General features: G+C 62.8%; 21 protein-coding genes. 12 read left to right on the forward strand and 9 right to left on the reverse strand.

From position 1 onward, the window contains the following. Positions 1–67 precede the first annotated feature (67 nt). Positions 68–736 carry a hypothetical protein gene (locus tag IEX27_RS13335; protein WP_188721570.1) on the forward strand — a complete coding sequence of 223 codons (669 nt, stop codon included), beginning with the start codon at positions 68–70 and terminating at the stop codon, positions 734–736. 58 nt (positions 737–794) lie between these two features. Here the strand turns inward: IEX27_RS13335 and IEX27_RS13340 are convergent, their stop codons facing one another. Continuing rightward, a complete protein-coding gene (locus IEX27_RS13340; RefSeq protein WP_244630366.1) occupies positions 795–1283 on the reverse strand; it encodes a nucleoside deaminase in 489 nt (162 codons plus the stop codon). Positions 1284–1545: 262 nt separating this feature from the next. On the opposite strand from IEX27_RS13340, the gene IEX27_RS13345 reads away from it, so the two are divergent. The 11 genes from IEX27_RS13345 (at position 1546) to lpxK (ending at position 13562) form a co-directional block, all read left to right on the forward strand. Continuing rightward, positions 1546–3501: a pseudouridine synthase gene (locus tag IEX27_RS13345; protein ID WP_188721571.1), complete on the forward strand. Its 1956-nt coding sequence runs from the start codon at positions 1546–1548 to the stop codon at positions 3499–3501. 6 nt (positions 3502–3507) lie between these two features. Then, positions 3508–4062 (forward strand): 16S rRNA (guanine(966)-N(2))-methyltransferase RsmD, encoded by a 555-nt coding sequence (rsmD, locus tag IEX27_RS13350; RefSeq protein ID WP_188721572.1) that lies wholly within the window; start codon positions 3508–3510, stop codon positions 4060–4062. A 166-nt stretch (positions 4063–4228) separates the two neighbouring features. Then, positions 4229–5479 (forward strand): M16 family metallopeptidase, encoded by a 1251-nt coding sequence (locus IEX27_RS13355; protein ID WP_244630367.1) that lies wholly within the window; start codon positions 4229–4231, stop codon positions 5477–5479. Between the two features lie 31 nt (positions 5480–5510). Continuing rightward, positions 5511–6830: a M16 family metallopeptidase gene (locus IEX27_RS13360; RefSeq protein ID WP_188721574.1), complete on the forward strand. Its 1320-nt coding sequence runs from the start codon at positions 5511–5513 to the stop codon at positions 6828–6830. Positions 6831–6925: 95 nt separating this feature from the next. Further along, a complete protein-coding gene (locus IEX27_RS13365) occupies positions 6926–7792 on the forward strand; it encodes a patatin-like phospholipase family protein (protein ID WP_188721575.1) in 867 nt (288 codons plus the stop codon). A 112-nt stretch (positions 7793–7904) separates the two neighbouring features. Beyond that, positions 7905–9248, forward strand: coding sequence for a TldD/PmbA family protein (locus IEX27_RS13370; protein WP_188721576.1), 1344 nt, complete (start codon positions 7905–7907; stop codon positions 9246–9248). After that, positions 9235–10026 (forward strand): 3'(2'),5'-bisphosphate nucleotidase CysQ, encoded by a 792-nt coding sequence (locus IEX27_RS13375; protein WP_188721577.1) that lies wholly within the window; start codon positions 9235–9237, stop codon positions 10024–10026. The genes IEX27_RS13370 and IEX27_RS13375 overlap by 14 nt, the downstream gene beginning before the upstream one ends. A 136-nt stretch (positions 10027–10162) precedes the next feature. Next, positions 10163–10405, forward strand: a complete 243-nt coding sequence (locus tag IEX27_RS13380; protein WP_188721578.1) for a DUF4170 domain-containing protein — start codon at positions 10163–10165, stop codon at positions 10403–10405. Between the two features lie 77 nt (positions 10406–10482). Beyond that, positions 10483–11199, forward strand: coding sequence for a lysophospholipid acyltransferase family protein (locus tag IEX27_RS13385; protein ID WP_188721579.1), 717 nt, complete (start codon positions 10483–10485; stop codon positions 11197–11199). Beyond that, entirely contained in the window at positions 11196–12512 is a 1317-nt protein-coding gene (gene waaA / locus IEX27_RS13390) for a lipid IV(A) 3-deoxy-D-manno-octulosonic acid transferase (protein WP_188721580.1), read from the forward strand. The genes IEX27_RS13385 and waaA overlap by 4 nt, the downstream gene beginning before the upstream one ends. Positions 12513–12518: 6 nt before the next feature. Beyond that, positions 12519–13562, forward strand: coding sequence for a tetraacyldisaccharide 4'-kinase (gene lpxK / locus IEX27_RS13395; protein WP_308642617.1), 1044 nt, complete (start codon positions 12519–12521; stop codon positions 13560–13562). On the opposite strand, the gene IEX27_RS13400 is transcribed toward lpxK, so the two are convergent. The 8 genes from IEX27_RS13400 to IEX27_RS13435 form a co-directional block, all read right to left on the reverse strand. Next, positions 13559–13789, reverse strand: coding sequence for a DUF2093 domain-containing protein (locus IEX27_RS13400; protein WP_188721581.1), 231 nt, complete (start codon positions 13787–13789; stop codon positions 13559–13561). The genes lpxK and IEX27_RS13400 overlap by 4 nt on opposite strands. Before the next feature lie 59 nt (positions 13790–13848). Then, positions 13849–15690, reverse strand: a complete 1842-nt coding sequence (mutL, locus tag IEX27_RS13405) for a DNA mismatch repair endonuclease MutL (protein ID WP_188721582.1) — start codon at positions 15688–15690, stop codon at positions 13849–13851. 91 nt (positions 15691–15781) lie between these two features. Next, positions 15782–16114, reverse strand: a complete 333-nt coding sequence (locus IEX27_RS13410) for a protein tyrosine phosphatase family protein (RefSeq protein ID WP_188721583.1) — start codon at positions 16112–16114, stop codon at positions 15782–15784. Between the two features lie 21 nt (positions 16115–16135). Beyond that, complete coding sequence (gene pcaD, locus IEX27_RS13415; RefSeq protein WP_188721584.1) at positions 16136–16930, reverse strand: 3-oxoadipate enol-lactonase; 795 nt, start codon at positions 16928–16930, stop codon at positions 16136–16138. Positions 16931–16976: 46 nt separating this feature from the next. Then, entirely contained in the window at positions 16977–19667 is a 2691-nt protein-coding gene (locus tag IEX27_RS13420; protein ID WP_188721585.1) for a DUF2339 domain-containing protein, read from the reverse strand. Between the two features lie 141 nt (positions 19668–19808). Beyond that, on the reverse strand, positions 19809–21101 hold the full coding sequence (locus tag IEX27_RS13425; protein ID WP_244630377.1) for an ATP-binding protein: 1293 nt from the start codon (positions 21099–21101) through the stop codon (positions 19809–19811). A gap of 244 nt (positions 21102–21345) precedes the next feature. Beyond that, positions 21346–22065: a response regulator gene (locus tag IEX27_RS13430; protein WP_188721587.1), complete on the reverse strand. Its 720-nt coding sequence runs from the start codon at positions 22063–22065 to the stop codon at positions 21346–21348. A 15-nt stretch (positions 22066–22080) separates the two neighbouring features. Next, on the reverse strand, positions 22081–22587 hold the full coding sequence (locus tag IEX27_RS13435; protein WP_188721588.1) for a MarR family winged helix-turn-helix transcriptional regulator: 507 nt from the start codon (positions 22585–22587) through the stop codon (positions 22081–22083). Positions 22588–22684 lie beyond the last annotated feature (97 nt).

The raw sequence follows: 22684 nt of genomic DNA on the forward strand, positions 1-22684 counted from the left end.
GTCGGATTCTTTGGGAAGAAGGCGAGGGCAGGCCCCAGAGCGGCTTGAGCAGGGGTTAGGAGAGTAGATGTTCATCAGGACTGGCAACACGCAGCGTCTCGCCGGGGCGAGAGCTTTTCGCGTAGCCGCCTATGCGGTGTTATCGGCGTCTGTTGTTGCCCTGGCGGGTTGCGCTGGTGCCACGTATGGAACGGGCAAGACTTCCGAGCAGCGACTGCTTGAGGACGTGACCGGCGTTCTCGCACTTGGCCCCAAGGACAAGGAAGTGATCGACTACAAGCCGCGGCCCGCGCTGGTAAAGCCAGCGACCACGGCTGTGCTGCCTCCGCCGCAGGAGAACATTGCTTCCTCCTCCACCAATCCGGCCTGGCCGGAGAGCCCGGAACAGCGTCTCGCACGCATCCGCACTGAGGCGACCGAGAACCAGAACGATCCGAGCTACCGTTCGCCGGTAGTGCGCGACTTACCCGTTACAAACGGTCCGGAAGAGTTGCAGGATCTCTCCCAGCTGTCGCCTGAGCAGCAGCGTGCTGAAGTGCTGCGCCGCAGGAAGATCAACAACCAGGGTGATCCGACGACGCGCCGTTACCTCAGCGAGCCGCCGCTCACCTATCGCCAGCCATCCGAGACTGCACCTGTGGGCGACATCGGCAAGGATGAAGACCGCAAGGCTCGAGAAGCAAAGCGCAAGTCGGGCGGCGGTGGCGGTGGTCTGGGACGTCTCTGGCCGTTCTGATCACCGGATCCAAGATGATCACTTGAGAGGGGCTCGCGCCCCTCTTTGCATTTCCGGCTTAGTCCAGCTCCGGCTCCTGGCCCTCAGCCCGTTTCTCCGCAAAGAAGCGTTTCAGGAGTGACGTTGCAGCAGCTGCGTTGATGCCCTCATAGACTTCCGGGACGTGATGGCAGGTGGGTTGGCGGAAGAAGCGGCCGCCGTGCAACACGCCGCCGCCTTTTTCGTCGCTGGCGGCGAAGTAGAGCCGGTTGATGCGGGCAAACGATATCGCGCCTGCACACATGGCGCATGGTTCCAGCGTCACGTAGAGGTCTGCGCCGATCAGGCGTTCGGACGCCGTGGCCTTGCAGGCTTCGCGGATGGCCAGAACCTCGGCATGGGCGGTCGGATCGAAGAGTTCGCGGGTGCGGTTGCCGGCGCGGCCAAGGATCTGGTTGTCGCGAACGATCACGGCACCCACGGGAACTTCCCCGCGGGCAGCGGCAGCCGAGGCCTCTTCTAGGGCAATATCCATGAAACTGGTGTAATTGCCTGCCGGTCTGATCATAGGTTCTTCGCTCTCGACATCGGAGAAAGCTTGCATTCCGCGCCTAACTAGACCAATGACGCAGCGCGCGTCCATCGCGGCATTGCAACGAACCCGCCAATTCTTTGTTTTTGCCGCAGCTGTGGAACAGCATGGTGATTCCACTCCGACGCAAAATGATCTAAACCCTGATTTGGAAATAACCTGGTCTCTGCATTCCCCATTCACGCATGCGGACTTTGTTGCAGAACCCTCTCTTTGTGCCCTGAGTGGCAAAGGCGTTATGAAAAACAAGCGACCATCAGCAGCCGCCCCCGCCCGGGGAGGCCGCACCGACAAGAAAAACAGGAAGCCTGAGGGCGCTTCCAGGCGCACAGCGGCTTCCGGGGCCGCAAAGGATGCGCAGGCCGAAGATACGGGCGCACAGGCCGGATCCGAGCGGATCGCCAAGCGGCTCGCACGCGCCGGCATCGCCTCGCGCCGCGACGCGGAAGCGATGATCGCGGAAGGCCGCGTGAAGGTGAACGGCAAGGTGCTCGACACGCCTGCTTTCAACGTCTCCCCCCGTGACCGGGTTGAAGTCGACGATGCTCCCTTGCCAGAGGTTGAGCGCACCCGGCTGTTCCTGTTCCACAAGCCTGCCGGCGTGGTCACGACGACGCGCGATCCGGAAGGCCGTCCGACCATTTTCGAAGTGCTGCCGAAGGGCCTGCCAAGGCTGATCTCCGTCGGTCGCCTCGACATCAATACCGAAGGGCTGCTGCTGCTCACCAATGACGGTGGACTGTCGCGCGTGCTCGAGCTGCCATCGACCGGCTGGCTGCGCCGCTACCGCGTGCGGGTTCACGGGCAGGTCGATCAGGCACAGCTCGACGAGTTGCAGAAGGGTATCGCTGTAGACGGTGTGTTCTACGGCTCCATCGAGGCGACACTCGACCGTGTGCAGGGCGCCAATTCCTGGCTGACCGTGTCCTTCCGCGAAGGCAAGAACCGCGAAGTGAAGAACGTGCTCGGCGCGCTCGGGCTGCAGGTTACACGCCTGATCCGCGTTTCCTTCGGGCCTTTCCAGCTTGGAGATCTGCCGGAAGGCGCCGTGCAGGAAGTGAAGGGCCGTATGTTGCGCGACCAGTTGGGTCCGCGCCTGGTCGAAGCTTCCGGCGCCGATTTCGAGGCCCCTATCGCCATACCATTTTCGAATCGTCCGGTCAGGGCCGGCGAGGAACGCGAGGAAGATTTGACCGACGACAAGAAAGAGCGTGCACCGAAGGGACGTGCGCCGACCACCCGCAAGAAGACCCGCGAAGAGTATCGCGAGGAAGGGCGTGAGCGCCTGCAGACGAAGGCTCCGCGCCGCGAAGACGGCAAGCCGGCCCGTGGCGCCCGTCCAGGCCGTCCTGAGCGCGATGGCGAAGGTCGTCCGCCACGTGCAGCCGCAGGCGAGCGTCCCGCCAGGGGCCGTTTCGAGCGCGATGGCGAAGGCCGTCCGCAACGTGCAGCCGCAGGCGAGCGTCCCGCCAGAGGCCGCTTCGAGCGTTCGGAAGGTCGTGAAGAGCGTCGCTTTGACAAGCCGCGCGGTGAACGTGGTGCGCGTCCTGAGCGCGCAGCACGTCCCGAAGGTGGTGAGCAGGGTGTTCGTCGTCCGCGTCCAGTACAGGGTGAGCGCTTCTCCGGCGAAGGCCGTGAAGAGCGCCGCTTCTCGCGGCCCCGCAACGAGGATGGCGGTGACCGCCCGTTCCGTGGACCCCGTCCTGAAGGTGAGGAGCGGGCATCGCGCCGTCCGCGCCCGTTGCAGAGCGAACGCTTTGGCGGCGAGCGCCGCGAGGGCTCGCGCTTCGAGCGCTCGGAAGGTGGCGATAAGCCATTCCGCGGCCGTCGGTCCGAGGATGGTGGTGGTGATCGTGGTGCCCGCGGCGACCGCCCCGCAAAGGGCGGCGAGCGTGGCCGTTTCGGCTCTCGCGACGAGGGCGCGGGACGTTCCGGCGGCCAGGGTCGCGACCGGGAGGACAACAACGGACGTTCGCGTACGGCCCATGTCTGGATGGCGCCGGGTGCTCGTCCGGTCACCAAGAAGCCCGAGGAAAAGCCGGAACGTGAGGGTTCAGAGCGCAGGACCGAGCGGTCCCGCAACGGCGCACCGCGCGGGCGGAGTGACGAGGGACGGGGCGGCGCTGGCGGTAAGCCGCGCGGCGATCGTCCCCGCAACGGGCCCGGCAAGCCACGTACTCCGGGCAAGCGGTAATCGCCGATGCGGGTTGTTGGCGGTTCGCTGAGGGGCAGGCGACTTGCGACGCCGAAGTCGGACGCGATCCGTCCGACGACGGATCGTGCGCGCGAGTCGCTTTTCAACATCCTTGAGCATGGTTATCCCGGGTCGCTGGAAGGCGTCCGGGTGCTCGATCTTTTTTCCGGCACCGGCGCACTTGGCATCGAAGCGATTTCGCGTGGGGCTGCCTATTGCCTGTTCGTTGAGCAGGATGCGGCTGCGCGCGCGCTGATCCGCGAGAACGTCGAGGCGCTGGGCCTGCAGGGCTGCACGCGCATTTTCAGGCGGGATGCTACCAATATGGGGCCTCTTGGCACCCTGCAGCCGTTTCAGATGGTGTTTGCCGATCCGCCCTATGGCAAAGGGCTTGCTGAGCAAGCCTTTGCTTCCCTGATTGCGGGAGGCTGGCTCGCCAAGGATGCGCTCGTCGTGGTGGAGGAAGCCACGGCCACGCCGTTCCAGCCACCTGAAGGTCTTACCCTTCACGAAAGACGTGACTATGCTTCGAGCACCCTCTGTTTCTGCAGTGTAGTCTGATTTCCGTCAAATTGGCAGGGCAGAGCCGTAAGCCTAGATTTGTTGAGGATACGTCCATATGCGCCAATTTCGGAGTGACAATACTTTTCTGAGTTTATTAGGAGCCCTTTTTATCGTTCTCAGCCTAGCGCTGCCGAGTTCCGCCGAAGAGGCGCCGAAGCTGGATGTGGACGTTTTTTCCCTGGATAACGGCCTGCAGGTGGTCGTGATCCCGCAACGGCGCGTGCCGATCGTGACCCATCTCCTTGCGTATAAGGTAGGTGGAGCGGATGAGCCCGCAGGCCTCTCCGGGATGGCGCATTTCTTCGAACATCTGATGTTCAAAGGCACGGAGAAACATCCGGCAGGTGAGCTCGATGCAGCGGTTCAGGCGGTTGGTGGCGATCACAATGCGTTTACCAACCATGATTCCACGGTCTACTACCAGAGGATTACGCCAGACGCCCTGCCGCAGATGATGGAATTCGAGGCGGACCGTATGCGGAACCTCATTCTCAATGACGAGGTCATCGAGACGGAGCGGCAGGTTGTGCTTGAGGAGCGCCTGATGCGCACGGACAACGATCCGGGCGGCATCCTCGGAGAGGCCTTCTCCGCCACGCTCTACACCAACCATCCCTACGGGCGTCCGGTCATCGGCTGGCGGCATGAGATCGAGACCGTCACACGCGAGCAGCTGACGGATTTCTACGACAGCCATTACGTCCCGAACAACGCCATCCTGGTGGTCGCCGGTGACGTGGATACCGAGACCGTGAAAAAGCTCGCCGAGGAAACCTACGGCAAGGTTGAGCGCGGGCCTGACCTGCCGGAGCGCGTGCGCCCCATGGAGCCTCCGTCACGAACCGAGCGGACAGTGACGCTTGCGGACGACCGTGTCAGCATTCCGAGCTTCAGCCAGGCTTGGCTTGCGCCCGCAGCTTATTCCGACGAGCGGCAGTTCAACGATGCGCTGGCCGTGCTGGGCGAAATCCTTGGCGGCAGCGAGCGAAGCCGGTTGCATCGCCGTCTGGTGATCAAGGAGCGCATTGCCGCCCGCGTCTTCGCGTACCTATACGGCGCCAGGGACAGTGCCCGGTTCGTCGTGGGCGCGGACCCAATCAATGCCGAAGCGCTTGAGACGGTGGAAGCCGCCATCCGCGAGGAACTGGAAGCAGTGATCCGCGATGGTGTGACGGCAGAGGAACTTGAGACCGCCAAGAAGGTCTATGAGAGCGCGATCATCTTCCAGCGCGAGAACCTGATGCGACGTGCGGTTCAGTACGCTTCGGATCTGATCGAGGGCGCGAGCGTTGATGAGCTGGATGACACGCGCGAGCGGCTGGAAGCGGTAACGCTCGAAAACATCCAGGAAGCGGCGAAGAAGTATCTGCTTCTGGACAAGAGCGTCAAAGCCTACCTCAGGCCCGCCAAGTAAGCCCGCACCAAGGCATCAAGGAAGAGTTCTCATGACCATACAAATGAATTTGCTTCGCCTTGGCTTCCGCACCCTGGTTGCGGGCGGCTTTGCGGTGATGCTTCTGGTTCCCGCCGCACAGGCGATCGAGATCGAAGAGGTTGTATCGCCGAAGGGCATCAAAGCCTGGCTTATGAACGATCCGTCAGATCAGATGATTTCCATCTCGTTCTCTTTCGAGGGCGGCGACCTGCAGGATCCAGCCGGCAAGGAAGGTCTCACCCCTCTCATGATCGATCTCATGGACAAGGGTGCGGGCGACCTGGACCGTGAGGCTTTTGCGACGCGCCTCTACAAGACCGGCACAGGATTTTCGCTGCGCAGCAGCTCCGATCTGGTGAGCGGTTCGATCAAGCTTCTGCCGGGTGAAGAGCAGGAGCCGCTAGAGCTTCTGGCGCTTGCGCTCAAGGCGCCGCGGTTCGATCAGGATGCCATCGATCAGGCAAAGGGCGTGGTCTACGCCGCGCTTGAGGACAAGAAGAACGACCCTGACAGCCTCGGCTGGGAAAAGTTCGGCAAGGCGTTCTACGGTGAGCATCCGCTGGGTTCGATCACCACCGCGGAGACGATCAAGGCGATCACCCGCGACGACCTGATCGAGCGGCACAAGGCATTGTTGGCGCGCTCCAACCTGACGGTCGGTGTGGCTGGAACCATCAGCAAGGAAGAGCTTTCCAAGGTTCTCGACGACGTCTTCGGCGATCTGCCGGAGAAGGCTGGTGTTGAGCCGGTTGCTCCGCCGGAGCCGAAGTTCGGCGTCACCGTGCATCAGGCCTATAACCGTCCGCAGACCTCCATTGCGCTCGTCTATCCCGGTATTCCGAACAGCAGCCAGGACCTCTACACTTCGAATGTGCTGGTGAACCTGATGGGCGGCGGCATGACCTCGCGCCTCTTCATGGAACTGCGCGAGAAGCGCGGCCTGACCTATGGCGCCGGAGCGTCAAGCGCATTGTCGCGCGACTGGGGACTGGTCTACGTTTCCACCAGCACGCGGGCCGCGAGTGCCAATGAGGCTCTCGAGGTGGCGCGAGACGTCGTCAAGCAGATAGCCGAAGGCGACATCTCGCAGAAGGAAGTCGATGCGGCCAAGTCCTATATGAAGGGCGCGGTGATAATGGATTCGCTAGGCACGACCAGCCAGATTGCTCGCACGCTCGTCAATCTGCAGCGGCTCAACCGCCCGATCGACTATCTGGACAAGCTGGAAAAGCTCTACGAGGCCGTCACGCTTGAGGACGTCAAGAAGCTTGCAGCGAAGCTTCTGTCGCAGGAGCCAGCCGTGCTGATCGTCGGCCAGGGTGACAGCTGATCATCCTGATCCCCGTTGAGGTTCCGGCATGCTGCCGGAACCTTCTCGCTGCTGATCCATATCTGTCTCGTGCGTAACCATTCCGGAGATCGAGGATGACGTCTGGTCCAAGTGTGGCGCTGGCGCTCGGAGGCGGCGGAGCCCGCGGGCTCGCCCATATCCACGTGATTGAAACCCTGGATGAGCTTGGGGTTCGGCCCACAGCCATCGCCGGATCTTCGATCGGCGCCATGATGGGTGCCGCCATGGCATCTGGAATGACCGGTCGAGACATCCGCGACTATGCCAGATCGCTTCTCACCAGCAAAGCAGAGGTGGCCTCGCGTGTCTGGCGAGCGCAGAAGGCATCGATCACGGAACTCTTTCAGGGTGGCGTGCAGCTTGGTCGCCTCAACGCCGAGCGCATCCTGCGCGAGTTCCTGCCGGAGCGCATCCCTGCCAGTTTCGAGGAATTGCAGATCCCGCTGAAGGTGACCGGCACGGACTACTACGGGCACAAGCTCGCGGTGTTCGACTCCGGAGACCTCGTCTCCGCCGTTGCCGCTTCGGTCGCGCTGCCCGCTGTTTTCCAGCCGGTGGTGCGAGATGGCATGATGCTGGTGGATGGCGGCATGTACAATCCCGTGCCTTATGACCTTCTGGACGGCACCGCTGACCTTGTGGTCGCTGTCGACGTTGTAGGAGTGCCCAGTGGCGCTGGCGGGAAGGCCCCCTCGACGCTCGAAGTGTTGTTCGGCACTTCGCAGCTGATGATGCTATCTATTATCGAGACGAAGCTGCAAATCAGCAGGCCTGACATCCTCCTGCGCCCACCCGTCGGACATATTCGCGTCCTGGATTTCCTCAGGATGGAAACAATCATGCTCGAAACGGTTTCGGTGAAGGACGAGCTGAAGCGCGCGCTGGACAAGGCAATTTCCGCCAGGATCTCCGGCCAGCTGGCCGACGGCGGCGCGGCGTAAGCTTCTCCGCCATTGCGTTGCCGGGTGAGCAGCCATAAATGTGGTCAGGTGTTTGCAATGGACGTTTCATTGTGGATCCCGGTTTACTAGGAACATTGATAAAGGCCCTTCCATGAGCGTTGCCTCTGACCAGCAGATTCTCGTCGACCGTGTTGCCGAACTCGTGGAAGCAGCCAAGCGCGCCGGCGCCGATGCCGCCGACGCCGTGGTGATGCGCTCACGCGCCAGCAGCGTCTCCGTGCGTCTCGGCAAGGTGGAGGGCACCGAGTCCTCCGAGAGCGATGACATGTCGCTTCGTGTCTTTGTCGGGCAGCGCGTCGCCAGCGTTTCCGCCGCAATGAATTCCGATGCCGCCGCTCTGGCCGAGCGCGCCGTAGCGATGGCGAAAGTCTCTCCGGAGGATCCCTACCAGACGCTTGCCGATCCGCACCGGTTGGCCACCGAGATCCTGGATCTTGATCTCGTCGATCCGACGGAAGTCTCTGCTGAACGGCTGACGCAGGATGCGCTCGCCGCAGAGGAGGCCGCGCTGGCGGTCGAAGGCGTCACCAATTCGTCTGGCGCCAGTGCTTCGGCTGGTGCTGGCGGGCTGGTGCTCGCCACATCCCATGGCTTTGTCGGTGCCTATTCCGCGACGCGTTTCTCGCGGGTGGTGAGCGTGATTGCCGGTTCCGGTACGGGCATGGAGACGGACTACGACTTTTCCTCCCGACTGCACTTCGCGGACCTCGAAGCGCCCGACAAGATCGGCAGAACGGCAGGTGAGCGGGCGGTAAAGCGGCTCAATTCGCGCCGGATCAAGACTGGCGTCTATCCGGTCGTCTACGATCCGCGCATGGCGCGTGGCATCGCGGGAAGCATTGCCGCCGCAATCAATGGCGCGTCCGTTGCACGCAAGACGAGCTTCCTGCGCGACAAGATGGGTCAGCAGATTGCTTCCGCCGGGATCACGATCACAGATGAACCGCTGCGTCGGCGTGGGCCGTCCTCGCGCCCGTTCGATGGCGAAGGTGTGCAGGGCGAAAAGCTGGTGCCGGTCGAGAATGGCGTGCTCAAGTCCTGGATGCTTTCGACTTCCGTAGCGCGCGAACTGGGGCTCGAAACCAACGGACGCGGCGTGCGGTCGGCTTCCTCCGTCACCGCTTCGTCCACCAATTTTGCCATCGAGCCAGGTGACGTTTCGCCGGAAGAGCTTATCGCCGGTATCAAGAATGGGTTCTACGTCACCGATCTCTTCGGCCATGGCACGAACCTGATCACGGGTGATTATAGCCGTGGTGCAGCCGGGTTCTGGATCGAAAACGGCGAGATCGCCTATCCGGTGTCGGAGATCACAATCGCTTCGAACCTCAGGGACATGTTCATGCGCATGGTCCCGGCGAACGATCTCGACCGCAACTTCGGCACGGCTGCTCCGACGCTTCTGATCGAAGGAATGACCGTTGCAGGAGAGTAAATCCGAGCTCACGGCTCCGGCTGACGACCTGAAACTTATCGCCGAGGCTGCAAGGGAAGCGGGTGAGATCGCGCTCCGCTACTTCAAGCGTGATCCTGAGGTCTGGTGGAAGGAAGGGGATTCGCCCGTCAGCGCCGCCGACTTTGCGGTCGACAAGTTCCTCAAGGAAACGCTGTCTGCGGCTCGTCCGGACTACGGCTGGCTTTCGGAAGAGACAGTCGATCGGTCGGAACGCCTGCAGGCGCGACGTACGTTTGTTGTGGATCCAATCGACGGAACGCGTGCCTTCATCGGCGGGCGCGACATCTGGTGCGTCAGCATTGCCGTGGTCGAAGATGGGCGTTCGATTGCCGGCGTGCTCGACTGTCCGGCGCTCAACGAGGTTTATACGGCGGCTGTCGGCGAGGGTGCGTTCGGCAATGGCAAGACCCTCTCGGTCGGCCGGGAGAGGAACAAGCTGAAGATCGCCGGTGCCCGCCCGATGATCAACAGGCTTCCGCAGGACATGTTGAAGCGGGTGGATGTACCTGCCCACATTCCGTCACTTGCCTATCGCATAGCGATGGTGGCGAACGGGGCGCTCGACGCCACTTTCGTCAAACCCTTCTCGCACGATTGGGATCTGGCAGCGGCGGATCTCATCCTGAGCGAGGCCGGCGGTCTGCTCCTCGATGGCAAGGGCAGGCGTCCCTACCTTGCGGGCGAGGATCCCGAAAAAGGTGAACTTGCGGCGGGCAGCGGCGGTTTACTGAGAATTATGACTTCGACGCTAGAGTGAATGCGGCGTTTGAGCAGGCAATCGGACTTGCCTGCTTGGCCGAATAGCTCCAAAAAGAGCAAGTGATTTGCGGCGTTAGCTCTCGCCACTCGTGCGAGGCGGTGCCGCGCAAACTTCGGAATGGAGAAATCAGCCCATGGCCGGGGAAAATGTGAAGAAGCAGCTCCCACACCTCGTTTTTGGCGGTGAGTTGGTTTCGTTGGACGGTACCGAGTTCAGGGATCTGTCCAAGCTCGACATCGTGGGCGTCTTTCCCGACTACAAGTCTGCCGAACTGGCGTGGCGGGCGAAGGCCCAGGCCACGGTCGATAACGCCCATATGAGATATTTCATCGTACACCTGCATCGCCTGCTTGATCCACAAGTGAACGGTCAGTAGGGCCAGGCGGTAGGAAGAGGATGACGCATACTTCCGATGCTGAGGGTCAAGCGCGCGGACGCCCGGAGAAAAGACTGATGAAGTCGGTCTGGCAGCGCATTCGCAAGCCGCTGGCTGAATCCGCCGGGGTAAAGAACCTGCTGGCTTCGGCCATTGCGGGAACGCTCCGGTTCGTCGTCCGAAGCAATCGTCGGGCGGAGGGCTCCGCTGATCTGCCAAAGGTGCTGAAGGAGAATGCGCCGGCGATTTACGCGCTTTGGCATGGCCAGCATCTGCTCGCACCCGTCGTCGCGCCGCAAGGGCGCTACACGGCGCTCGTGTCGCGCAGCGCTGATGCGGAGTTGAATGCGCTGGTTGCAGCGAAGTTTGGTGTCGAGGTGATCCGTGGATCGGGTGGCCGTGAGGGTGTCGATCCCCGCAAGAAAGGTGGTGTACGTGCCCTTATCCAGCTCAAGCGAGCGGTTACCGATGGCAGCAACGTCGTGATGATTGCCGACATTCCCCATGGCGTGCCGCGCAGCGCCGGTCTTGGCATCATCACGCTTGCCCGGCTGACCGGCCGACCCATCGTTCCATTCGCCGTCGCCACCAGCAAACGCAAGGTGCTGGAGCGCAGCTGGGACAAGACGACAATCAACCTTCCCTTTGGCCGGCTGGCGGTCATCACGGGCGAGCCCATCCACGTTCCGGCTGATGCCGATGATACGGCAATGGAAACGGCACGTCGGACCCTGACCGACGCGCTCAACGAGTCGACGCTACGCGCCTACAATCTGGCAGACGGCAACCGATGAGCGAACGCTGGGCGCGAATGCTGCTGACGACCTACCGGTGGGCCGGCGTTGCCGCCATGCCTTTCATCGGCGCTTATGTGTTGTCGCGGGTGGGCAAGGGCAAGGAAGACCGTTCACGCAGGCACGAACGCTACGGCAAGTCGAGCCAGCAAAGGCCCGACGGGCCGCTCGTCTGGGTGCATGCCGCAAGCGTTGGCGAGACCGTCGCCGTGCTGAGCCTCATTGATTACATCCTGCAAAGCGGCATCCATGTGTTGCTGACGACCGGCACGGTGACGTCCGCGCGGGTGGCGCATGAGCGGCTCGGCGATCGGGTCATCCACCAGTTCGTGCCGCTCGACCTGAAGCCGGCGGTGAGCCGCTTCCTCGCCTTCTGGACGCCGGACCTCGCCATCATGGCGGAGTCCGAGATCTGGCCGGTGACCATCCTGGAGCTGGGCGCGCGTCGCATACCGCAGGTCCTGGTCAATGCGCGCATGTCCGACAAGTCTTTCGCGCGGTGGCAGAAGGCTCCCTATCTTGCCGAAGCCCTGTTCGAGAATTTTGCCCATGTGGTTGCCCAGTCCGAGGCGGATGGCGAGCGGTTTCGCGCGCTTGGCGCTCGGCCGGTCACCGTTTCCGGCAACCTGAAGGGCGATACGGAACCGCCACCGGTCGATGAGAGGCTGTTTGACCACTATTCGCGGGAGATCGGCTCGCGGAAGACCTGGGCGGCGATCTCCACGCATGAGGGCGAAGAAAAGATCGCGGCGCAGGTGCACCGGGCGCTCAAGTCCCGTCATCCCGACCTGCTGACGATCATCGTGCCGCGGCATCCGCACCGGGCCGAAGCTTTGCTTGAGGAAATGACAAAGCTCGGGCTCAAAGTGGTGACGCGGAGCAGCGGCGCTTCCATCAATGCGCTCACCGATATCCTGCTGGGCGATACGATTGGCGAGATGGGCCTTTACCTGCGCCTGACCGAAATTGCCTTCGTCGGGCGGTCGCTTTCGGGTGAGGGCGGACAGAATCCGATGGAACCTGCCATGCTGAACACGGCGGTGCTTTCAGGCGTGAACGTGCAGAACTTCCGGGAAGCCTATCGCCTGCTCATCGATCACGGTGGTGCACGGCTGGTGCGCGACGCGAAGATGCTCGCTGGTGCGGTCAACTTCCTGCTCGAAAACCACGCCGAGCGCGAGACGATGATGCAGGCGGGCCTCACCGCCGTGGAGCAGATGTCTGGATCACTTTCCCGCACGCTGATTGCGCTGGAGCCGTTCCTGCACCCGCTGATCGTCAAGAGCCGCCTGCAAGGCGGCGGCGAACGGTAAAGCGGCATGGCTCTGCCGGGCGAAGCGCCTTCCTTCTGGTGGAACAGGTCTGATTGGCGCGCCTGGGCGCTCTGGCCCGCCTCAGCACTCTATGGCGCGGTCGCCGCGCAGCTGATGCGCCGCGCACCGCGTGTGCCGGTGGAAGCTCCCGTTCTTTGCGTTGGCAATTTCACGGTGGGCGGCGAAGGCAAGACGCCGGTCGCGATTGCTCTCGCAAGAAAAGCGATTGCAATGGGGCACTGCCCCGGGTTTCTGTCGCGCGGCCATGGCGGCGCGCATAGCGGCCTGCACATGGTCAATGCTGACGAGGATTCCGCGCGCGTCGTGGGCGACGAGCCGCTGCTGCTGGCTCGGGCCGCACCGACCGTGGTGGCGGCTGACCGGGTGGAAGGCGCCCGCCGTCTGATCGCGGAAGGCTGCGACCTCATCATCATGGATGACGGGTTCCAGAGCGCCAAGCTGCATATGGATTTCGCGCTGATGGTGGTGGACGCAAGGCGCGGGCTTGGCAATGGCCACGTGCTCCCCGGCGGGCCGCTGCGCGCACCGCTCGGCAGGCAAATGCACTACGTCGATGCGGTGCTGACCATGGGGAAGGGCGACGGAGCGGATTATGTGATCCGGCGGACGGCGAGGGCCGGGAGAGCCGTTTTCGCTGCGAGCGTCCAGCCGATCAATGCACCGGATTTCGCCGGAAAACAGGTGCTTGCCTTTGCCGGCATAGGCAACCCGGACAAGTTCTACGATACGTTGCGGATGGTCGGCGCCGAGGTGGTCGAGACCCGTTCTTTCGCGGATCATCATGCCTTCACGGACGAGGAGCTTTCAGAGCTTCTGGAAGAGGCAGAGAAGCGCCAGCTGATCCCGGTAACGACCGACAAGGATCTCGTCCGTATCGCCAACGGCATGCCGCATGCCGCCGAGTTCAGAGACAGGATCAAGAGCCTGTCCATCGAAGCAGTCTTTGAGGAAGCGCTGACGCCTCAGCGCATCATCCAGCAGGCGATAACGCGCGGACGCGAGCGTATGGTGCGCGGAAGGGCCGGTTAACGCCGGCGGCGCAGTTCCGGGTTCAGTTCCAGCTCACGCCGGAACGAAATGTCGACGTCCTTATAGGCTTCCTGGCGCGCGACGCTCCAGTAACGCAGGTCGTCGAGCATGATCTTCTCGCCGGTCACAGCGCAGAGCACATAGGTGCCGGGCGTGATCACCTGATAGTCGCCATCCAGATATTTCAGCGTCGCCTGGTTATCGCCGGCACGTTCAAAACGGTTCATGGGAAAGACCTTTCATTGCCCCTCATGCGCCATATTCCTCGCTGCGCGTCAAGTCCAGATCACCTGCGACCGAACAGGCGCTCGATGTCGGGCAGCTTGAGCTCAATATAGGTCGGGCGGCCGTGATTGCACGTGCCGGAGCCGGGAGTCGCCTCCATCTGACGCAGAAGCGCGTTCATCTCCTCGACCCGCAGGCGCCGACCCGAACGGACAGAACCGTGGCACGCCATGGTCGCGGCAATGTGGTCGATCCGTTCGCGCAGCAGGTTTGTCGTATCCGCCTCAGCGACCTCGTCGGCCAGGTCCTTGATGAGGGCGGTGACGTCCACCTGTCCGAGCATCGCTGGCGTTTCGCGGACGGCTACAGCACCCGGGCCGAAGCGCTCCAGATGAAGGCCGAGGCGGGCCAGGAATTCTGCGTGCTGGACGAGTTTGTCCACATCGTCTTCCGGCAGGTCAACGATCTCGGGGATGAGCAGACCCTGCGAGGGAAGGGGGCGCGAATGGATCGCCTCCTTCAACGCCTCATAGACGAGCCGCTCGTGGGCTGCGTGCTGATCGACGATGACGAGGGAGTCTTCTGTCTGCGCGATGATGTAATTCTCGTGCACCTGCGCCTTGGCCGCGCCCAGTGGAAAGCGCAGTTCTTCCTTGACCTCGTGGCGGTCGGCGCGCGCATCAGCGGCAGGCATGGTGGCCAGCCCTAGGAACTCAGTGGCAGCTTCCGCCAAGCCGGCGGCAGGTGCGGCAAAATCCAGCGGGCGGCTCGGAGAGCTCGTTGCGGTCCAGGGCGTGCTCGGCCGCGGTTCGCCATAGGAGCGGAACGGCTGCTGCGCCTGCTGACGCTGCTGTTCGGGCACGCGGAAGGCTTCGAGCATCGCCGCCGCTCCCGACGTGGAGGAGCGGGTGCCGCTTGTGCCCAGCGCCTGCCGGATCGCACCGACGAGGAGGCCACGCACAAGGCCCGGATCGCGGAACCGCACATCGGCCTTAGCGGGATGGACGTTAACGTCGACAAGTTCAGGGTCGAGCTGGATGAAGAGTGCCGTCACCGCGTGACGATCGCGGGGCAGCGCGTCCATGTAGGCTGCGCGGATGGCGCCAGCGATCAGCTTGTCGCGGACGGGGCGACCATTCACGTAGACGAACTGATTGAGCGCATTGCCGCGCGAATAGGCTGGAATCGAGGTGTAGCCCGTCAACCGCACACCTTCGCGTTCGGCATCAATGGGCAAGGCGTTGTCGGAGAACTCCTTGCCCAGTACCTGCCCGATGCGGCGCAGCAATCCGTCGCCGTCTTCGGAGACGGCGGGCAGCTCAAGCATTGTCCGGTCGGTGCCGGAGAGCGTGAAGCGAACGGAAGGGAAGGCAAGCGAAATGCGCTTCACCACGTCGGTGATGGCGGAAGCTTCCGCCCGTTCCGTCTTCATGAACTTGAGGCGGGCGGGTGTCGAGAAGAAGAGGTCGCGGACCTCCACTACAGTGCCGAGGTTCGAAGCCACGGGGCGAACGGGACTCAACTTGCCGCCATCCACGATGATTTCCGCAGCGCTGTCGGCATCGTGTGGGCGCGAGCGCATCGACAGGCGGGCGACCGAGCCGATCGAGGGCAGCGCCTCGCCACGGAAACCGAGCGAGCGGATGTCGTGGATGTTGTCGGAAAGCTTTGAGGTGCAGTGACGCGAGACGGCGAGGGGTAGTTCTTGTGGCGGGATGCCCTTGCCGTCGTCTACCACGCGGATGAGGCTCAAGCCTCCGCCTGCGGTAGCAAGCTCCACGCGGCGAGCGCCTGCGTCGAGGGCGTTCTCGACCAGTTCCTTCACAACGCTCGCAGGCCGTTCGATGACCTCGCCCGCCGCGATCTGGTTGATGATATTCTCGGAAAGTTGCCTGATTGCCATCCTGCAATCATAGGCGGATTCTGCGCGTGAAGCGAAGGTCGCCGCACGTTTTCCCCCGGCTGTTCGCAGCCGGGAGAGAAACGAAAAAGGCTTACTTGCCTTCCTGGACCAGGGCGAAGAGGTTCAGGCAGCGGTTGCCCGTGCGGCAGTAGGCCAGAACGGGGGTGGGGAGGCTGTCGAGGATGGCGGTCATTTCCTGCACGTCCTCGTCGGTGATGGCACCCGCGACAACCGGCAGGAACCGGAACTCAAGGCCTGCGGCCTTGGCTGCTTCCTCAACGGCGTCGTGCGGGACCGCGCCATCCTCAGTGTCCGGACGGTTGCAGACAATGCTCTTGAAGCCTGCTGCAGCGATATCAGCGACTGCCTCCGGGCCGATCTGTCCGGCGACGGCGAAGTCGTCGTTTACTCTGCGAATTTCCATGGTGCTTCCTTTCGGGCAGGACTAACGGATTGCAAGTTCATCCAGGAACTTGCGGATAACTTCGACCGTGGCTTCCGGCTGCTCTACGCAGGGGATGTGGCCAGCGCCTTCGATGATCTCAAAGCGAGAATTCTTTATCAGGGAAGCGAGCTCGCGGACAAGGTCGGGCGGCGTGGAACCGTCCTGGTCGCCGACAATGCAGAGGACTGGCAAGGCGAGGGCGCGGGTTGAATCCGTCAGATCGGCATCGCGGAGTGCGGCGCAGGTGCCGGCATAGCCGTCGACGGTCGTGCGGGCCAGCATGTTCACGTAGCCGGAATAGTCCGGGTTCTCAGCCGTGCGGTAAGCCGGCGTGAACCAGCGCTGCATGATGGAATCGACAAGCGGCGCGATGCCATCCGCATTGATTGCGTTGATGCGGCCGTTCCACATTTCGTCGTTGCCGATCTTGTGTGCGGTGTCGCAGAGGACCAGGGCGCGGACGAGTTCAGGATGGCTGGCAGCGAGGCCCTGCGCGATCAGCCCGCCCACGGAGAGGCCAACGATGACCGCATCCGAGACGCCAAGGTGTTTGAGCAGAGCGGCAAGATCTCCGACGTGGTCATCGAGCCTGTAGGGCTGGGGCGTGGCGTCCGAAAGGCCATGGCCGCGCTTGTCGTAGAGGATGATGCGGTAATCCGCAGAGAGATTGTCCGCGACCTTCTCCCAGATGCGGAAATCCGTGCCCAGCGAATTGGCGAAGACGATTGCCGGCGCGTCATGCCGCCCACGGTCCGCATAATGCAGGACAATCCCATTTACCCGTACGAAAGCCATGCATCCCTCCACGATGGTTGTTGTTCTGGTTTAGGCTATTTTGCCATCAGGAGGGAATACCTTCCTGTCCTTGATCGGGCCGCGCACTTGGGCGCAGCAGCTTCTGGTAGAGCAACCCGATGCCGATGAGCGCCCCGCCGAGGCCGAGGAACGACAGTGCCCGCCAGATACCGTCCAGGCCAGCCATGTCCAGCAGGAAGACCTTGGCAACTGCCGCCAGGACAAAGGCGCTGGAAGCAAGCCGCAGCGAGCGTGAGTTGAGGTAAAGGCCGATAAGCAGCAGCGCGATGCCGAAGACGAGCCACACCACAGAATAGGTGTAGAACTCGGGGTAGTCGGTGATGCCCTGGTCGAGATAGGGGCGGTGGAAGACCGCGCGGACCTGCAACGACAGCCAGGCGAAGGTGAGTGCGACCGAGAGCCAACCCGCCACACGGCTATAAAGCGAACGTGGCCCACCCCTTGTTCGAATTGCAGTGACACCCAGGATGATCGCCGGGATCAGATAGGCGAGCAACAGGACGTTGAAGAACACGTTCTGGCCGATGCGTTCACCGGTGAAGAGCGGGTTCAGCGCGAAGAGGTGGATGAAGCCGACGGTGACCAGGCCGAGGAAGCCGAGGATGTTGACGGCGGCTTCCAGCACCCGGCTTTCGGCACGCAGGTTGATCTGCCGGATTGCGAGCGACCCGGACAGGAAAACCAGCGTCTGCAGGCTCCACTCGGCGAGCGTGTCCGGATTTCCGTAGAGGTTGCCGCCATTCATCGCGTGGTGGATGAGCACGGAGAAGGTGAGCATTCCCGCGAAGACGGCTATTGCTTCGAACGTCTGCTGCACGCGTCCGCGCTCATGATCGCGGCGCGCAAGCGTCCAGGCGCACCAGGCGAAGGAGAGGGCGGGCACGCCGTAGCCGTAGAGCAGCGCATTGAAGATAGGATGGCTGCCGAGGAGCTGCGGCTGCACGATCGTTGGGTTGTGCCAGATGACGTAGCCGGTGAGGGCTGCGACAGCGAGCGCGACCGGTGGCAGCGCCCGCAGCTTCCACTTTCCGCAGATCCGGATGATGCCGGCAGTGAGAAGGCTCAAACCAACGGGGAGCCAGCCGTCTCCGAGCAGGATCGTCATGGCGCCCGCAATGGCGCCCACCGTGCCGATGGCATAGGCTGCAAGGACTGCTTCGCGGTGCGGTGCTTCCCCGTCGAGCCGCTTGTCGAGGAAGCTCAGAGCGGCCAGGAACAGGATGGCGAGCACCAGCGACATGCCGCCGAAGACGATGCTCGTCTCAAAGGGGGCAAGGCGGAAATAGGCGATCGCAAGCATGGCAAGCGGCGTGGCGACACCTGCTGCGGCGAGCGCCCAGCGTCCGGCTGAGCGCCATGCGCCCCAGAAGCCGAGGCCACCGCCGAGCGCTGCCAGCATCATGCCGGTGTTGGGGAAGAGGGCGGCGGATGGATTGGCAAAGGCGGCTGTCATGCGCTCGGTGGCCGAAATATCCATCGTCAGGTCGCGCGGCGAGAGGGGCACTTCCCACGAGAGATAGGCAAGGCCCATGAGCAGGAACGAGCTGATTGCGGTCGCAGCCGCAACCGGCCATTCGGAGGCGATCATCATCATGGCTGCGGCGACCACAAGCAGGACAGCCAATGCCGCGCCGTTAAACTGGCTTTCCTGCAGCAGGTAGAGAATGAGGATACCCTGCAGGAAGAGGATGCCTGCAGCCAGCCAATCCTGCTTTTCTGCTACGGTCTCGGCGTCGCGCGGGTAGAGGCTCACCACGAAGACGAAGGCTGCCATGGCGAAGGCTGCGAGATCGTAGAAGGCGAGCGCGCCCGCATCCCACGCGCCGTCCGCAGCATAGGCAACCACGTGGCCCCAGAACACCGAGCCGATGGCGGCGGCAATCGCGAGCCAGCGCCAGAGGCGCAGGCGGGCCACGCCATAGGCGGAGGCACTGACGGCGAGCCCGTAGAAGACGAGGGGCCAGACGGCGGGTTCACGTGAGGAGACAAGGAAGGGGACGATATAGCTCGCGAGCAAGCCGTAGGAGGCGACGGTGCGACCGTGAACAACCGAGGCCGCGAGCGTCAGCAGCGCGGTCAGCGCCAACAGGATGAAGGCGATAGACGGACCTATCAGCCCGTAGAGGGCGTGGGCGGCGTAGATGCTGGCAAAGGCGGTCGTGGTTCCCGCAAGCGTCAGCACACCCGGGATATAGGGGCGGCCGTTGGTTTCTTCGCTTTGCGGGCGACGGCGCAGATACTCGCCAGCGCCCACCAATGCGAGCGCGAGCAGCGCACCGGCCAAGACGCGCGCGGATGGCGTCAGAAGCCCGGCTTCCATGGAATAGCGCACGAGGAAAATGCCGCCCAGCACTAAGGCAAGCCCGCCGACCCATACGGTCCATCGAGCACCCAAACGTTCTTCCAGAGAAGGCCTCGGGGTGGCGATGACGGTCGGTTCGGGTGCGGGTTCTTCTTCCGGAACCGCTTTGGGAACGTCTTCTGCGACCGGCTCGGGCTGCTGGACCTGCTCGGGTTCTGGACGTTGCTCTTCGGCCGCTGGCGGCATGGCTGTGCCTGCGGCTGCGCGCAGCTGCATAAGCGCGCCTTCGAGCTGTTCAACGCGGGCTTCGAGCCGGCGTGATCTGAACGTTGCTACAAATCCGAGAGCCGATCCGATGAACAGGAAGAGGACGATCAGGATCAGGGTTGGGATGATACCAAGGTCGTAGAACACTTGAAGCGGGCCCCCGGTTGAAGCGTGGCAGATGGGCCCTGAAGCCCTCCGCTCTTTTAGCCAATACCCGTTAAACGTTCGTCAGTGCCGCATTCTCAGCGGAAAATACAATAGAACTGACCGGTCCGACAGCAGCGAGGCTCACACCGGCAGCTGGATGATGACGCGCAGGCCACCTGCAGGGCTGTTGTTCAAGGTGATTTCGCCGCCGTGGCTGCGGGCAATGTCGCGCGCAATCGAGAGACCAAGGCCTGTGCCGCTCTTGTCCTGGTTGCGGGCCGCATCGAGCCGCACGAAAGGCTTGAAAATCTCCTCGCGCTTTTCCACCGGCACGCCCGGTCCGTCATCATCAACAACGATGTAGAGCATGCCGCGCGGGTGGCGGGCCTCGATCTTCACGTTCTGGGCGTAGCGGAAGGCGTTGCCGACGATGTTCGACATGAGGCGTGAGAAGGCGTTCGGGCGAACGAAGATCTGCATGGAGCCGGTGCCCTTGATCTCCAGCCCGCGCTTGCGCAGCCGCGCCTCGTCCTTCAGCTTTTCGAAGAAAGCGTCGAGGTCGAACAGGCCGGGCTCCTCGGTGCCTTCTCCCCTCGCGAAGGCCAGGTAGTCTTCGAGCATTGAGCGCATTTCCTCGACGTCCTGGTCCAGCGCCTTCATGTCGGACTTGGTGCGGGCGAGCGCCAGCTGCAGCTTGAAGCGCGTCAGGATCGTGCGCAGGTCGTGGCTCACGCCAGTGAGCATAGCGGTCCGCTGCTCCATCTGGCGTTCGATGCGTTCGCGCATCTGGATGAAGGCGGCACCGGCGCGCCGGACTTCCTCAGCACCACGTGGCTGGAAATCGCTTGTCGGGCGGCCCTTGCCGAAGCTTTCGGCAGCTTCCGCCAGTCGAAGGATCGGGCGGATCTGGTTGCGCAGGAATGCGACGGCAATCACGATCAGGACGAGAGACGTTCCGACCATCCAGAGCAGGAAGATATGCGTGTTGGACGCGTAGGCCTGGCTGCGTTTGGCAAAGACCCGCAGCACCTTGTCCTCAAGCTGGATGCGGATCTCCACCATGTCGGAATCGCCCACGGTGTCCAGCCAGAAGGGACGGCCGATCTGGCGGGTAATCTCTTCCGAAAGCGTGCGGTCGAGGATCGAGAAGAACGGCTTCGGCCCGGGTGGCGGAAGCGGCTCCAGCGGCTCCACGCTAATGCGCAACGCCAGGCTTTCCTGCGCGATACGAATGACATTGGCGTAGTCATCGTCATTCGGAAAGGTCTCGATGACGTCGATGACGGAAGCGATATCACGCGTCACGGCCTGGGAAAGGCGCTGGGTCACGGTCTGCCAGTGACGCTCCATGAAGACGAAGGCGACCACCGACTGCAGGAGGATCATCGGCGCAATGACGATGATCAGGGAGCGGGCGTAAAGCCGCTTCGGCATGTAATGCGAAACGACATGCCAGAAAAGGCGCCAATAGGAGCGCGCACGCGCGGCCGCCTTGACCGGAGCGTAGATCAGGCCGTTCTGTGGTGTGACTGACACGTCCCGTCTCGTCATACTTCCTTACCCACGAGCCGGACACACAATTGCGGTTGCTTTCGCAGACTTCGGCCTGCGCCTAATTTAGCCGCGTTTGATCCGCTGTGAAACCTTGTTCCCGCTCAATGCACTACAGCGTGTGGGTCTACTCGACGCAGAGCTTGTAGCCGATACCGCGTACCGTCTGCAGCCAGACCGGATTGGAGGGATCGCGCTCGATCTTGCGGCGGAGCCGGTTGATCTGCACGTCGATCGTGCGTTCGCCAACCTCCGAGTCTGAGCCGACGAGGTCCAGGCGGGGAATGGTTTCGCCCGCCCGTTCCGCGAAGATCGAGAGGATCTCGCGTTCGCGCTCCGTCAGACGGAGCTGCTGGCCACCGCGCTTCAGCTCGCGCCGGCTGATCTGGAAGGTGTACGGGCCGAAGACGACCTGCTCGACGGCGGGAACGGCCTGCTGGCCGCCGCGGCGCAGGATGTTGTTCACGCGCAGGACAAGCTCGCGTGGGTCAAAGGGCTTGGGCAGGTAATCGTCAGCGCCGGCTTCAAGGCCCAAAACGCGGCTGTCGGTTTCCGACAGGGCCGTCAGCATCAGGATCGGGACGTCACGCTCCTTGCGGAGCGACCGCGTGAGGGAAACGCCGTCTTCTCCCGGCATCATCACGTCGAGGATGATCAGATCGAATTCCAGGCCCTCAAGCTTGCGCCTCGCATCGGCGGCATCGCCTGCGACGGTAACGCGGAAGCCATTCTCGCGCAGGAAGCGATGCAGCAGCATGCGAATGCGCGTGTCATCATCCACCACGAGAAGGTGCGCAGCATCGTCCAAAGGCGCTTCGGCGCTGTCCAGCAATTCGTCATCGATCATTCCGCTCTCCCTCCGCTACTCGCTCGGTGTCGTGCGGTCCAGTTGGCGACGCCGTTCGGGGTTGACCATGGCGCGGAAGAACCGTTCTAGCGCCGCGCGGTCCTGGATACCAGCCTCCCGAAGTGCCGCATCGATACGGCGGGACTGTGGCAATGCAAGTGCAAGTGCCAGCTCCTTCCCCTCCTTCGTTACATACAACTCGCGCTGCCGTCTGTCACGGGGGCCGGGAACCTGAACTATGTACCCGGTGTCGATCAACTGCTTGAGAACGCGGGCGAGACTCTGCTTGGTGATGCGCAGCACATCCAGGAGCTCGGCCACGGTCATGCCGGGGCGGTGGGTGACGAAGTGAAGAATGCGGTGGTGGGCGCGACCGAAGCCGTAATGCAGCAGCAGTTCGTCCGGGTCAGACGTGAAGTCCCGGTAGGCGAAGAAGAGCAGTTCTATCAGGTCGAAATGAATCGGCTCGGTGTTGTTGCTGCTTGCCGGTCGCTCCACCACCGGCAAAGTTGAACCCGTCATGCTCGTCTCGCGTCCTCTGAATTATGTCAGCCTTGTTGACATAAATACCCCATACTGATAATTTTTGCCAAGCTTTTCGGCCTCGGCTGGCAATTTA

It is taken from the genome of Nitratireductor aestuarii (genome assembly GCF_014641695.1).
Lineage (GTDB): Bacteria > Pseudomonadota > Alphaproteobacteria > Rhizobiales > Rhizobiaceae > Chelativorans > Chelativorans aestuarii.